The following is a 12,450-nucleotide window of genomic DNA, read 5'->3' on the forward strand; positions in this document are numbered from 1 at the left end:
GTCGGTTGCAGAATTTCAAAAAATATTTTTTTGATTCTTTGAAAAACAGTTCCGCTTTGTATCCCTATTTTCTCCTATTGGTAGAGGGAGTAATACTTTTAATACCAAAACAGATTACATAAAGAAAGGAGGATAAGAGAATGTCAAGGACTTCAAAGATTACAGCACTCTATGAGCGTTTATCAAGAGATGATGACCTCAATGGTGAGTCAAATTCAATCACCAACCAAAAGAAATACTTGGAAGATTATGCTCGCAGAAATGGGTTCACGAATATTCGCCATTTTACTGACGATGGTTTTTCGGGTGTGAATTTCAATCGTCCGAGTTTTCAAGAACTGATTAAGGAAGTAGAAGCAGGAAATGTCGCAACGATTATTGTTAAGGATATGAGCCGATTAGGACGAAACTATCTGCAAGTCGGCTTTTATACGGAAGTTCTGTTCCCACAGAAAGATGTCCGTTTTCTTGCAATAAACAACAGTATTGACAGCAACAATGCTTCGGATAATGACTTTGCCCCGTTTTTGAATATAATGAACGAGTGGTATGCCAAAGACACAAGCAATAAAATCAAGGCTGTGTTTGATGCCCGTATGAAAGACGGAAAGCGATGTAGCGGTTCTATTCCCTATGGATATAACCGATTAGCAACCGACAAACAAACGCTTGTCGTTGACCCTGTGGCTTCTGAGGTGGTAAAGCGTATCTTTCTGCTTGCCAACGAGGGCAAAAGTCCGAGAGCAATCGCTGAATTGCTTACCGAAGAAAAGGTTTTAATTCCGGCAGCACACGCAAAGGAATATCACCCCGAACAGTATAATGGAACGAAGTTTTCAGACCCATATACTTGGGGAATGTCAACCATAAGAGCGATTTTGAGCAGACAGGAATATCTTGGTCATACTGTTTTGCGTAAGTCGGTCAGCACCAATTTCAAACTGCACAAAAGGAAAAATACCGATGAAGATGAACAGTATGTATTTTATAATACGCACGAGCCTATCATCTCGCAGGAACTTTGGGACAGCGTTCAGAAGCGAAAGAAACGAGCCAACAGAACAGCGGCAAGAGGAACGCACAGCAATCGTTTAAGCGGTTATCTGTTCTGTGCTGACTGTGGCAGAAGAATGACCTTGCAAACGCATTACAGTAAAAAAGACCGTTCGTTACAGTATTCTTACCGTTGCGGTGGGTATGCCAGCAGAGTAAACTCCTGCACTGCCCATTCGATTAGTGCTGATAATGTTGAAGCCTTGATATTATCGACTGTAAAACGATTATCAAGATTTGTTCTGAATGACGAAGAAGCCTTTGCAAAGGAACTTCAAGTATTGTGGAACGAAAAGCAGACAGAAAAGCCAAAGCACAATAAATCGGAGTTGCAGCGTTTTCAGAAGCGATACGATGAACTGTCAAAACTTATTCGTGGGTTGTATGAAAATCTTGTTTCGGGATTACTGCCCGAAAGACAGTACAAGCAACTAATGAAGCAGTATGATGATGAGCAGGCTGAACTGGAAACGAAAATTGAGGAAATGCAAAAGGAACTGACCGAAGAAAAGGCGAATACGGTTGATATTAAGCATTTCATTTCTTTGATACGCAAGTGCAAAGAGCCGACAGAAATTTCCGATTTGATGTTTGCCGAACTCATTGACAAGATTGTGGTTTATGAAGCAGAGGGTGTGGGAAAAGCAAGGACACAAAAGGTTGATATTTATTTCAACTATGTGGGGCAGGTCGATATTGCCTACACAGAAGAAGAACTTGCTGAAATCAAGGCACAGGAAGAACAGATTGAAATGGAACGACTGGCAAAACAGCGTGAGCGTGAAAAAGTTTACCGAGAGAAGCGAAAGGCGAAAAAACTCGCTGAAAACGGTGGAGAAATCGTAAAAGCAAAGGTATGCCCCCATTGTCAAAAGGAGTTTGTACCTACAAGCAACCGACAGATATTCTGTTCAAAGGATTGTTGCTATCAGGCAAGGCAAGACCAAAAGAAAGCCGACAGAGAAGCAGAAAAAGGAAATCATTATTATCGTCAGCGTGTCTGTGCTGTGTGTGGCAGTACCTACTGGCCTACACACAGTCAGCAGAAATTCTGTTCCGAAGAATGTCAAAAACAAAATCACAACGAAAAATCTTTGGAATTTTACCATAAGAAGCAAAAGGAGAAATCAAAATGCAAAGATTTATTACAGACGAAAGAACCGGTATCCAGTACGAACTCATCGGAGATTATTACTATCCCTGCTTGACGATAGAAAACGAAGAACCGCCCACTCTCACAAAATACGGAAGAATGAGGGAAAGATATTTAAGGGAACACAGGAAAATCTTGTATATCAATCTGCTTACAAGCGGAAAGTTATATGAACACCTTGCCGATATTGATACTTCGGCGTGTGATATGGCGGAGTATCTGATAAAGGAAATGGCAAGAAAGCAGGGTGTGACGGAAGAACTGAAAGGAAAGGATATGATGAAATGGATAGGATTGATGAACAATATCCGAGCCTGTGCAGATGAGATTGTATTGAACGATATTGTGTATTCTTAATAGCATACCAGCCGAAAAGGAACTGCTGTCTTAACGGATGGCAGTTTTTCTTTTTCGGGAAGTATTTAAGAAGTTATTAAGTCGTGAGTATAATCGAAGTGGCTAAGTTGAAAAATTCACAAAAATATGGTACAATACGTCTAAATCAGCGAGATAAATCCGAAGTTGTGGAGGTAAAATATAGATGAATCAAGGTAGAATTATTGTAATCACAGGTGCGCCGGGGACAGGAAAAACTACAACGGCATCTGTTGTTGCAAAAGAATCAGATTTGGAAAAGTCTGTACATATGCACACAGATGACTTTTATCATTATTTGAGTAAAGGGGCAATACCACCGCATTTGCCAGAATCAAATGAGCAAAATTTGATTGTCATTGAAGCGTTTTTAGAAGCTGCGAAGCGATATGCTCGTGGTGGATATGATGTAATTGTAGATGGCATTGTAGGACCGTGGTTTTTAGAGCCGTGGCTCAACATTGTTCAAGAGCATTATGAAGTACACTATATCGTTTTAAGGGCAAGTAAAGAAGAAACCATGAAGCGAGCTATCGAACGCTCAAAGTTAGACAGAGAAACAAATATTGAATTAGTTGAAACAATGTGGAATCAATTTTCCAATTTAGGAATCTATGAATTAAATGTTATAGATACAACTGCGCATTCAATCAAAGATACTGTTTCAGCAGTAAAAGAAAAAATAGTAAGCGGTACGGCCTTACTATTTTAGACAATTATTGGTGGTAAGTTTGTTAAAATTAGAACATTCAAATTGCCTAATCAAGAATTGCCAGAAAATGTTTATTATTATGACTCTATTTAGTTATTAAGAATGAGGTGCAAAGATGGATATTATAAGTAGAAAATACATAAATGAAGGCTTTAATAGTAAGGCATATATTATAAATGATGATTATATTTTACTTGATGGAGTAAATCAAAATTCATATAAAAACTATCAAAAATATGTGAACGTAATTAATCAAATAAGTAATGTTAAATCGTTGGAAATACCAAGAATTATTGAATTGATTGAGCCTTGCGAAGAATATCCAAATGGCGCATTAATTTATAAAATGATTAAAGGACATACTTTTAGAAAAGAACATATTGAAATAGTTAATTTAGATAATATTGCTAAAAAACTCGCTGAATTTATGGATGAATTATATGAAATAAGAGTTGATTTTGATAAAGATGAATATATAAAAAATGAATTAGAAATAACTGAACAAAGTGTTATTGAATTAAAAGAATATTTAAGTGAATCTAATTATGAAAAAATATTATCTTGGTTTAATGAATATAAAAACTATTTATTAACATTTAATGATTATCATTTTATACACGGAGATTTATGGTATGAGAATTATATTCTTAACGATAATAACGAATTAGTTGGAATAGTGGATTTTGAAGGCTCTGGTATGGGTGATCCTGCTTATGATATTGCTGCACTTTATTATTTAGGAACAGGTTTTATAAATAAGGTATTAAGTTATTATAAATATACAGATGAAGATTTAATCAAAAGAGTATCAATGTTAATAAAGGCACGTGAAATTGCTGATTTTGATGATATGGTTAAAAACTATCCGGAAGAAGTAGAAGAACAAGTTGATAAAATAAAGAAAGTTTTATAAATGGTGGTACAAATGGATATATATGAGTTAATGAAACAAGTTAATGAATGGGTTAAAGAAATATTACAAGATAATTATGTTGGAGTTTATTTTCACGGCTCATTAAGATTAGGAAGTTTTAATCCGAATAAATCTGATTTAGACTTTATTATAGTTGTAAAAGAAAAAATAAATTCAGAAACAAAACAATTTATTTGGGATAAAATGTTAGAAAATGAGCAATTATTTCCTAAAAAAGGTTTTGAATTTAGTGTTGTACTAGAAGATAATTGTAGAAATATAAAACATCCAATACCTTACGAACTTCACGGTAGCAGAGATTGGATAGAAAGATATAAGGAAGATAAAACAATAGTCATCAATGATGATTATAAAGTTGACCCTGATCTAGCAAGTCATTTCAATGTTATAAATGTTCCAAATGATAAGATGGATTTTGGTAAGCCATCAAAAGAAGTGTTTTCAAAAGTACCAAAGGAATACATTATTGATTGCAACGGTGTACAAAGGGAACATAATAAAAAACTTAATAATGGACTGCCAATCTTACACAAAGTACCGCCCAAACGAGACTACGGGCGGTATTTTTGTATCATGGCGGAGAAAGGAGGAACTTCCCACGGGGGCTTGACTGAAAAGTTGAGCCCCTTTTTTCATGCCAAAAAACAGGAGGTAAATGCTTATGGCAGATGATAAAACCACAAAAACGCCGGAACAGCCGGTAACGGATAGCGGGCCGGGCAAGGAAACACCGCCTAATCCCCCAAAAGAGTCGGAGAAGGTTTCCGTTTCCCCGGAGCCGGAAAAAAAGACGGAACCAGAGGTAAAGACCCCACAGGTTTCTGTCTATAACTTCGCTGAAATTATGAAGGAAAAGAAAGCCGAGGAACGAGCGGCAGCTCCCGGCGTGGAAAAGCCTGACCCGGCAAAAGCGGAGAAACCGGAAAAGCAGCCGGAGGCTCCGAAAAAAGCAGAGGAAAAACCCAAAGAGCCGGAACAGCCGAAGCGCCGGGGCCGTCCCCCGAAAGCAGATAAGGACAAGGACGCAGCCTCGAAATCCAAAGCTCCCGCACAGAAAACGGAAAAGGCGGTCAAAAAGGAACCGGAGAAAAAAACGGCTCCAACGGTACAGGCCGCTCCCGCTCCGAAGGAACCCGAAAAACCGAAGGATGCTCCACGCCGGGGCAAGGAGCAGATCGTCTATATCAAGCTGAACGAACTCCACGCCTTCAAGAACCATCCCTTTGAAGTCCGGGACGATGAAGAAATGCGGGCTATGGTGTCCAGCGTTAAGGACAAGGGCGTGACCCAGCCCGCTATCGTCCGTCCCCGTGAGGATGGCGGCTATGAGATCGTGTCCGGCCACCGCCGCCAGAAAGCCAGCGAGCTTGCCGGATATGCGGATATGCCCTGTATCGTCCGAAACCTGACAGACGATGAAGCCATCACGCAGATGGTCGAGGATAATCTCAACCAGCGTGAAGAAATCCTCCCCAGTGAGCGGGCCAAAGCCTTGAAAATGCAGCTTGAGGCTATCAAGCACCAGGGCTCCCGCACTTCGGGCCAGATTGACCCGAAGGACGCAGGAAAACGCTCCAACGAAATTGTGGCCGAGCGTAATAAGATGGCGGTCAAACAGGTGCAGCGGTATATCCGGCTCAATGAGCTGGTTCCCGACTTGATGAAGCTGATGGATGAAAAAAAACTGGGCTTTACTACGGCGGTGGAGCTTTCCTATATCGGCAAGAAGAACCAGAACTATATCGCCGTTGCCATTGACAGCCAGCAGTCCTCGCCTTCACAGGCGCAGGCAAAGCGTATGCGGGAACTGGACGAAAAGAAGCTGCTCAACGGGGATGTGATCGACGGCATTATGATGGAGGACAAAAAGGAGGTAGACAAAGTGATTTTGACAGGTGCGGAACTGAGCAAGTATTTCGGCAAGGAAACTACGCCGAGGGAAATGAAGGACCAGATCATCAAGCTGCTGGACGACTGGAAGGGTCAGCAGAAGGAACACGAAAAACCGGAGAAGAAAACCGAACAGGAAAAGTAAGCTAAAACTTCGGGTCAGCATGGCCCGAGGATTGCGGGGCTCTGCCCCGCGCCCCGAAGCTCTGGAGATATAAATGATTCCCCGTCGCCAGTTATTCCGTAGCATAGCCGGGAAAATCAGTCAAGGGCAGCGCCGCCGCAGGCGGTGCCAGAGGCACCCTTGACGGATTTCTCCCGGTTATGCTTTTTCCCGGTCAAGCGACGGGGATATAAATTCTCCAGAGCCGTTCCCCTTCCCGGGGGAAGGGGCGGAGGGATTGGGCGAACTCTTGCTTTTCCCTAAACCAAAACAGAAATGGAGGCTCAACCAATGAAACGACCTTTAGCGTACCTGACCGCCGCATGGAGCGGCGAGCCGGATGTTGATATGGAGCTGGCGGCTCACTACTGCCGCCTTGCTTATGAGGCGGGCTTTTCCCCGATCTGCCCGCTCTTGTACCTGCCGCTGTTTTTGAATGACAGCGTTCCCGAGGAACATAAGGCCGGGATTGATATGCGCCGGGATATGCTGCGGCGTTCTCATACCCTGATCGTCTGCGGCAGCGTTGTGGACGAGGATGTGAAAAACGATATTGCGGTTGCCGGACGGCTGGGCATTGCGGCGACAACGCTGGAAGGGGTGCTTGCCGTGAAGGGACACGGCACCCCGGGCCATGCCGGACATTAAGCTGGGGAGCCTTTTCGACGGGATCGGCGTGTTCCCTCTGGCTGCTTCCCGGTGCGGTATCCGTCCGGTCTGGGCCAGCGAGATTGAAAAAGCGCCCATCTCCATAACCAAAAGGCACTTTCCCGATATGGCGCATTTGGGAGATATTACGAAGGTGGACGGCGGGAAAATCCCGCCGGTCCATGTGATAACCTTCGGTTCCCCCTGTCAGAACCTTTCTCTGATCGGCAACCGCTCCGGCCTTGCCGGGGCAAAATCAAGCCTGTTCTATCAGGCGTTTCGTATCATACAGGAAATGAGGGATGCTACTGATAACCTATATCCAGCTATCGCTGTTTGGGAAAACGTCATGGGAGCGTTTTCTACAAATGACCGGATGGACTTTAGAGCCGTCCTATCCGCCTTCTCGGACACCGAAGTTCCAATGCCTCCTTCGGGAAGATGGGGAAATGCCGGAATGGTGCGAGGGGGAACGCCTGATGTGTGCTGGCGGCTCATGGACGCCCAGTATTGGGCAGGCACCCGAAGGCTGGCACGAAGGCAGCGGATTTTCGTCGTGGCGGATTTTGGAGGCAGACGTGCCGCAGACATACTATTTAAGCCCCGTCCAATGCTCCCACTTCCTCCGCCTTGCGGAGAGGGCGGGCGGGCCGCCGCCGAAGGAGATCGAACAGCTTCTTTTGAAACAGGGCGGCAGATACCAGTCATCCACCCCTTTCAGTGCTTCCGTATGCGGGGAGCGGCAAAAAGGCAGGAAGAAACGGCCTTCCGAAACAGCTTCGGATTACCAACTGACCCTTTTCCCACTCTTTTAGCCAGTGACGTGACGCCCTTCGCCTTCTGGTATGAGGGCGACCCGGAGGGCGGCTGTATCCGTTTTCTGACGGAAACGGAAAGCGAACGGCTGATGGGGCTGCCAGAGGGCTGGACAAAGTACGGGGCGGACGGCGTGGAGATCCGGCCTCTGCAACGCTACAAGGCGCTGGGGAACGCGATTGCCCTCCCTTGCGCCGATTACATTATGGCCGGGATCTATGAGGTGCTGGCTGACCGGGCCGGAAAGGAGGAATGAGCCCATGTTTGAAGCCTATATAACCAACACCGCCCTGTACCCCTTGATGGGGATTGAGGTAGGGACAACGGTACATTTCCCCACGACGACACAGGAGTTGCAGGCCGCCCTTGCCAAAATCGGGATAGACGGGAAACGGTACAGCGAAGTGTTCTTTACCAGCTTTGACAGCGATGTGCTGGGGCTCTACGATCATCTCTACGAATGTGAGAACATCGACGAGCTGAACGAGCTGGGCCACGCCCTGCTGGAAGTACGGGATAAGGGCGGACTGGAAACCTTTGAAGCCGCTCTTGTCTTGGGAAACCACACAAGGAGCGTGAAGGATTTGATAAACCTGACGCAGAACCTTGACCTTTACCGCTTTTACCCGGATATTTCCGATGATGAAGGGCTGGGCCGCCTTTACGCCGACGAGCTTGGGACCATCGACATACCGGAGCACATTCAGAACTACTTCGATTATGAAGCATACGGGCGGGATGTGCGTATCAACGAGGGCGGCGTATTCGCTCCCGGTGGATATGTGTCGGCAGTCCCGGAGGGCTTCAAGGAGTATTACCACGGGCCGCAGGACATTCCGCCGGAACACCGGATATTTGCCTATCCTGAAAAGGCCGAACCTGTCCACTCCATTCTCGTTGCACTCAAACGGTTTCAAGAAGCCCCGCCCGCTCCGAAAAAGGACAAGGCGGGGCCTTCCCATGAAGAACGGTAGGACTTCGGGCCAGCATGGCCCGAAGCATGAAGGAGGTGCATACCATCAACTATTACCCTATCAATGAAGGAGCCGCCCGCCGGGCAAAGGAAATGAACAGCTTTTCCGACTACAAGGAAGGGAGCGCAACGGCGGAATACCGGGCAATGGTGGACAAGGCCGCCGCCATAGCGGAAAAGCAGAAATCCCGGGTGGCCCCCATGTACCATGAGAAGATCGACCATTTGTTAGACACCTATGCCCGAAAGCTGGCTGAAAACATGAACCAGGGCTTTGCCATTGACGCAAGGGTTCCCTCTGTGATGATCGCCGGACCTGCCAATTTCCCGGTGGGGAAGAAGGAAAAACAGAACCGGGCCCGGGACAGCAACATGGAGGAATGGCAGTATATTCAAGGGCTGCTGGATAAGATACGCAGTACCGGCATGGGCGGGATCAGCGCCGATGACCCGGCAGCGATTGAAAAGCTCCAGAAGAAGCTGGACGGGCTGGAACGCTCCCAGCTCATTATGAAGGAGGTCAACGCCTATTACCGCAAGCATGGCAAACTGGATGGCTGTGCGCTGCTGTCGCCGGACCAGATCGAAAAGCTGAAAGCAAGCATGGCGTCAAGCTGGCGGAGCGACCCGAGGCCCTTTGAAAGCTACCAGCTTACCAACAACAACGCGGAGATCCGCCGGGTAAAGGCCCGTATCGAACAGCTTTCCAAACAGGCACAGCAGGAATTTTCCGGCTGGGAGTTCGATGGGGGTCGTGTGGAAATGAACCGGGAGGACAACCGCTTGCAGGTGTTCTTTGACGGAAAGCCTGACGCGGACACCCGGGCCGAGCTGAAAAGCAGCGGCTTTCGTTGGGCTCCCAGCGTGGGTGCATGGCAGAGGCAGCTCACGGACAACGCCATCCGGGCGGCTGACCGGCTGGAATGTATCAAGCCGCTGTCCGGCGAAAAGCCCTCCCAGCTTCAAAAGAAGCCCTCTATCTTGCAGACCATGCGGGAACAGGGCGAAAAAGTCCAGACGGAGCCGGAAAAGAAAGCTCCGTCCGGCAGGGATGCCGAGCGGTAAGCCTCGGGCCACATTGGCCCGAGGCTTTCTGTTCGCCGAGATTGTACGGGGGCCTCCCGGATAGCGGGAACCCCGACGGAAAGGAGGTTTTATGCAGGAAGAAGTAAACCAAAAAACGGTTGCCCTTTCGATCAGGACAACGAAGCTCACGGGAAAAGTGCTGGCTGCCGCTCTTGGGAAGGTGGTGCGGACGCTGCAAAAGCACCACCGGAAGGCGCTGACCCCACAGGGACGCCAGAGTGTGAAAAAGCTGATGAACCACTATGGCGGCAAAAGCGCCATGCCCTATGTGGGAGCCCCGAAGGATTTTGACCGGATCGCGAAGGAGTTCCATGTGGACTACGCTTTCCATAAAGTGAGCCCCGGCCATTACCTGCTGTTTTTCAAAGCCAATCAGGCGGACGCTATCACGGCGGCCTTCCAGAAGTACAGTGCAAAGGTGCTGGACAAAGAGCAGGACAAGCCTTCTATCCTCGGCCAGCTTCGGAAATTCACGGAGCAGATCAGGACGCAGGCAAAGGAGAAGCAGCGGACCAGAGAGGCGGTGAAGGACGGACGTTGAGTGACAAGATCAGAAAATATGTGCTCCCCAACCTGCCGTACCTCTTTGTGTTCTGGTTTTTTTCCAAAATCGGGACGGCCTACCGGACTGCACCCGGCACAGACTTCGGGACAAAGCTCATGGGGATGCTCGACACCTTCCCGAAAGCCTTTGAAACCTACTGGCCGGGGCTGGGCGGTATTGACCTGCTGGTGGGCCTTGCCGGTGCGGCTGGGATGTATCTGCTGATACAGTCAAAGATCAGGAAGGCAAAAAAATTCCGGCGGGATGCGGAGTACGGCACCGCCCGCTTTGGAACAAAGGAGGATATAAAGCCGTTTGTAGACCCTAAATTTCAGAACAATGTCATTTTAACCGGGACGGAGTTCCTTACCATGAACACCCGTCCGAAGGTACCTGCCAATGCCCGGAACCTAAACGCCTGTGTCATCGGCTCGTCCGGCTCGGGAAAGACAAGGTTCTGGCTGACCCCGCAGCTCCTTCAAGCCCATTCCTCGTATGTGGTGGTAGACCCGAAGGGCGGCACCCTCGACCAGTGCGGGCGGTTCCTGCAAAGGGAAAAATACAGGGTGCGGGTGTTCAACAGTATCGACTTCTCCAAATCCATGCACTACAATCCGCTGGCCTATATCAAGACGGAAAGCGATGTTTTGAAATTCGTTACCGCCCTGATTGCCAATACCAAAGGCGATGGCAAGGAGGGCGACGAGTTCTGGACAAAAGCCGAAACCCTTTTGTACTGCGCCCTTGTGGCCTATATCGTCTTTGAGGGGCCGGAGGAAGAACGCAACATGAATACGCTGGTGGAAATGATAAACAGCATGGAAGTCCGGGAAGATGACGAAACCTTCAAAAATGCGGTTGACTATATGTTCGATGGGCTGGAACGCCGCAGTCCCCAGCACTTCGCTGTGAGACAGTATAAGAAATACAAGCTGGCCAGCGGCAAGACAGCTAAAAGCATACTGATTAGCTGCGGAGCCAGACTTGCCCCCTTTGACATTCCCCAGCTTCGGGAGATCATGTCCTATGACGAACTGGAGCTTGATAAGCTGGGGGATGAAAAATCAGCGCTGTTCTTCCTTATCAGCGACACGGACACCACCTACAACTTTTTGGTTGCCCTCGCTTTTTCGCAGATGTTCAACCTTCTGTGTGAACGGGCTGACAATACCTATGGCGGGCGTCTGCCCTACCATGTGCGGGTGCTGTGGGACGAGGCTGCCAACACCGGGCAGGTGCCGGGGCTGGAGAAAATTGTGGCTGTCATCCGTTCCCGTGAGATCAGCCTGACACTCTTTTATCAGGCTATGAGCCAGTGCAAGGCATTGTACAAGGACCATTCTGAAACCATCATGGGCAACATGGACAGTATCGTGTTCCTCGGAGGCCGGGAGGCTTCCACCCTAAAGGATATTTCGGAAAACTGGCTGGGCAAGGCCACCATCTCCATGCAGACCGAAGGCCGGAGCCGGGGGCAGTCTGAAAGTTACAGCCAGAATATGCAGCGGCTTGGCCGGGAGCTGATGACTACCAGCGAGATCACCACCATGCCCGGGGATAAATGTATCTTGCAGCTTCGGGGGCTCCCGCCCTTCCTGTCCCCGAAGTATGACTTGAAAAAGCACCCGAATTACAAGTACACAGCCGAATTTGATAAAAAGAAAAACGCCTTCCGCTTGGAAAGCCTGTTCCGCCACCGGCCATTGAGACTAAAGCCGGAGGACGAATACACGGTGTACGAAGTGGACGGCTCCGACACGGACGAAGAAGCTGACCTGTTGAACTTCGATGATCTGGACAGCGACGAGTTCGTGTAACTTCGGGCCATGATGACCCGAAGCGCCGCCGATGTGGGCGGCTTTTTTTGTACCCAAAACCATCAAACAAACAAAATGGAGGAACGTATATGGAATTTTTCAATCAGGCAATCGACATTCTTAAAATTCTGGTCATGGCTCTTGGCGCCGGTCTGGCGGTGTGGGGTGTCATCAACCTTCTGGAAGGTTACGGGTCGGACAACCCTGCGGCAAAATCACAGGGCATTAAGCAGTTCATGGCTAATTAAAGGGAACAAAAAAGAAAGGAAAACCAATCCAGACGGTA

The 12,450-nt window shown here is 47.8% G+C and carries 13 protein-coding genes; all 13 read left to right on the plus strand.

Translation table 11 applies throughout. The annotated features are described in order from the left end of the window. Positions 1 to 140 precede the first annotated feature (140 nt). The 13 genes from DW757_RS12640 (at position 141) to DW757_RS12700 (ending at position 12,412) form a co-directional block, all read left to right on the plus strand. Positions 141 to 2,261, plus strand: coding sequence for a recombinase family protein (locus DW757_RS12640; RefSeq protein WP_004452872.1), 2,121 nt, complete (start codon positions 141 to 143; stop codon positions 2,259 to 2,261). Beyond that, a complete protein-coding gene (locus tag DW757_RS12645; protein WP_032511034.1) occupies positions 2,186 to 2,563 on the plus strand; it encodes a TnpV protein in 378 nt (125 codons plus the stop codon). The genes DW757_RS12640 and DW757_RS12645 overlap by 76 nt, the downstream gene beginning before the upstream one ends. A 184-nt stretch (positions 2,564 to 2,747) precedes the next feature. After that, positions 2,748 to 3,293, plus strand: coding sequence for an AAA family ATPase (locus DW757_RS12650; RefSeq protein WP_004452869.1), 546 nt, complete (start codon positions 2,748 to 2,750; stop codon positions 3,291 to 3,293). Positions 3,294 to 3,408: 115 nt separating this feature from the next. Then, on the plus strand, positions 3,409 to 4,206 hold the full coding sequence (locus DW757_RS12655; RefSeq protein WP_004452867.1) for an aminoglycoside 3'-phosphotransferase/choline kinase family protein: 798 nt from the start codon (positions 3,409 to 3,411) through the stop codon (positions 4,204 to 4,206). After that, positions 4,207 to 4,899 carry a nucleotidyltransferase domain-containing protein gene (locus tag DW757_RS12660; RefSeq protein ID WP_118751860.1) on the plus strand — a complete coding sequence of 231 codons (693 nt, stop codon included), beginning with the start codon at positions 4,207 to 4,209 and terminating at the stop codon, positions 4,897 to 4,899. After that, the gene (locus DW757_RS12665) at positions 4,883 to 6,262 is read left to right on the plus strand and encodes a ParB/RepB/Spo0J family partition protein (protein WP_107001186.1); all 1,380 of its coding nucleotides are present in this window, start codon (positions 4,883 to 4,885) and stop codon (positions 6,260 to 6,262) included. The genes DW757_RS12660 and DW757_RS12665 overlap by 17 nt, the downstream gene beginning before the upstream one ends. Before the next feature lie 309 nt (positions 6,263 to 6,571). After that, positions 6,572 to 6,928: a hypothetical protein gene (locus tag DW757_RS12670; RefSeq protein ID WP_009901612.1), complete on the plus strand. Its 357-nt coding sequence runs from the start codon at positions 6,572 to 6,574 to the stop codon at positions 6,926 to 6,928. Then, the gene (locus DW757_RS12675) at positions 6,915 to 8,000 is read left to right on the plus strand and encodes a DNA cytosine methyltransferase (protein ID WP_107001185.1); all 1,086 of its coding nucleotides are present in this window, start codon (positions 6,915 to 6,917) and stop codon (positions 7,998 to 8,000) included. Before DW757_RS12670 ends, DW757_RS12675 begins: the two co-directional genes overlap by 14 nt. Positions 8,001 to 8,004: 4 nt before the next feature. After that, positions 8,005 to 8,718 carry an antirestriction protein ArdA gene (locus DW757_RS12680; RefSeq protein WP_107001184.1) on the plus strand — a complete coding sequence of 238 codons (714 nt, stop codon included), beginning with the start codon at positions 8,005 to 8,007 and terminating at the stop codon, positions 8,716 to 8,718. Between the two features lie 14 nt (positions 8,719 to 8,732). Next, on the plus strand, positions 8,733 to 9,782 hold the full coding sequence (locus DW757_RS12685; RefSeq protein ID WP_107001183.1) for a hypothetical protein: 1,050 nt from the start codon (positions 8,733 to 8,735) through the stop codon (positions 9,780 to 9,782). A 91-nt stretch (positions 9,783 to 9,873) separates the two neighbouring features. After that, complete coding sequence (locus DW757_RS12690) at positions 9,874 to 10,344, plus strand: PcfB family protein (protein WP_107001182.1); 471 nt, start codon at positions 9,874 to 9,876, stop codon at positions 10,342 to 10,344. Further along, a complete protein-coding gene (locus DW757_RS12695; RefSeq protein WP_107001181.1) occupies positions 10,341 to 12,164 on the plus strand; it encodes a VirD4-like conjugal transfer protein, CD1115 family in 1,824 nt (607 codons plus the stop codon). Before DW757_RS12690 ends, DW757_RS12695 begins: the two co-directional genes overlap by 4 nt. An 89-nt stretch (positions 12,165 to 12,253) precedes the next feature. Continuing rightward, the gene (locus DW757_RS12700) at positions 12,254 to 12,412 is read left to right on the plus strand and encodes a Maff2 family mobile element protein (RefSeq protein WP_003500126.1); all 159 of its coding nucleotides are present in this window, start codon (positions 12,254 to 12,256) and stop codon (positions 12,410 to 12,412) included. Positions 12,413 to 12,450: the final 38 nt, after the last annotated feature.

Source organism: Clostridium sp. AM29-11AC, from assembly GCF_003480545.1.
In the GTDB taxonomy this organism is placed as follows: domain Bacteria; phylum Bacillota; class Clostridia; order Lachnospirales; family Lachnospiraceae; genus Otoolea; species Otoolea saccharolyticum_A.

What these genes read in the sequence shown, in the direction of transcription:
- DW757_RS12640 (WP_004452872.1), top strand. Translation starts at nt 141, where the DNA reads ATGTCAAGGACTTCAAAGATTACAGCACTCTATGAGCGTTTATCAAGA.
- DW757_RS12645 (WP_032511034.1), top strand. Translation starts at nt 2,186, where the DNA reads ATGCAAAGATTTATTACAGACGAAAGAACCGGTATCCAGTACGAACTC.
- DW757_RS12650 (WP_004452869.1), top strand. Translation starts at nt 2,748, where the DNA reads ATGAATCAAGGTAGAATTATTGTAATCACAGGTGCGCCGGGGACAGGA.
- DW757_RS12655 (WP_004452867.1), top strand. Translation starts at nt 3,409, where the DNA reads ATGGATATTATAAGTAGAAAATACATAAATGAAGGCTTTAATAGTAAG.
- DW757_RS12660 (WP_118751860.1), top strand. Translation starts at nt 4,207, where the DNA reads ATGGTGGTACAAATGGATATATATGAGTTAATGAAACAAGTTAATGAA.
- DW757_RS12665 (WP_107001186.1), top strand. Translation starts at nt 4,883, where the DNA reads ATGCTTATGGCAGATGATAAAACCACAAAAACGCCGGAACAGCCGGTA.
- DW757_RS12670 (WP_009901612.1), top strand. Translation starts at nt 6,572, where the DNA reads ATGAAACGACCTTTAGCGTACCTGACCGCCGCATGGAGCGGCGAGCCG.
- DW757_RS12675 (WP_107001185.1), top strand. Translation starts at nt 6,915, where the DNA reads ATGCCGGACATTAAGCTGGGGAGCCTTTTCGACGGGATCGGCGTGTTC.
- DW757_RS12680 (WP_107001184.1), top strand. Translation starts at nt 8,005, where the DNA reads ATGTTTGAAGCCTATATAACCAACACCGCCCTGTACCCCTTGATGGGG.
- DW757_RS12685 (WP_107001183.1), top strand. Translation starts at nt 8,733, where the DNA reads ATGGCCCGAAGCATGAAGGAGGTGCATACCATCAACTATTACCCTATC.
- DW757_RS12690 (WP_107001182.1), top strand. Translation starts at nt 9,874, where the DNA reads ATGCAGGAAGAAGTAAACCAAAAAACGGTTGCCCTTTCGATCAGGACA.
- DW757_RS12700 (WP_003500126.1), top strand. Translation starts at nt 12,254, where the DNA reads ATGGAATTTTTCAATCAGGCAATCGACATTCTTAAAATTCTGGTCATG.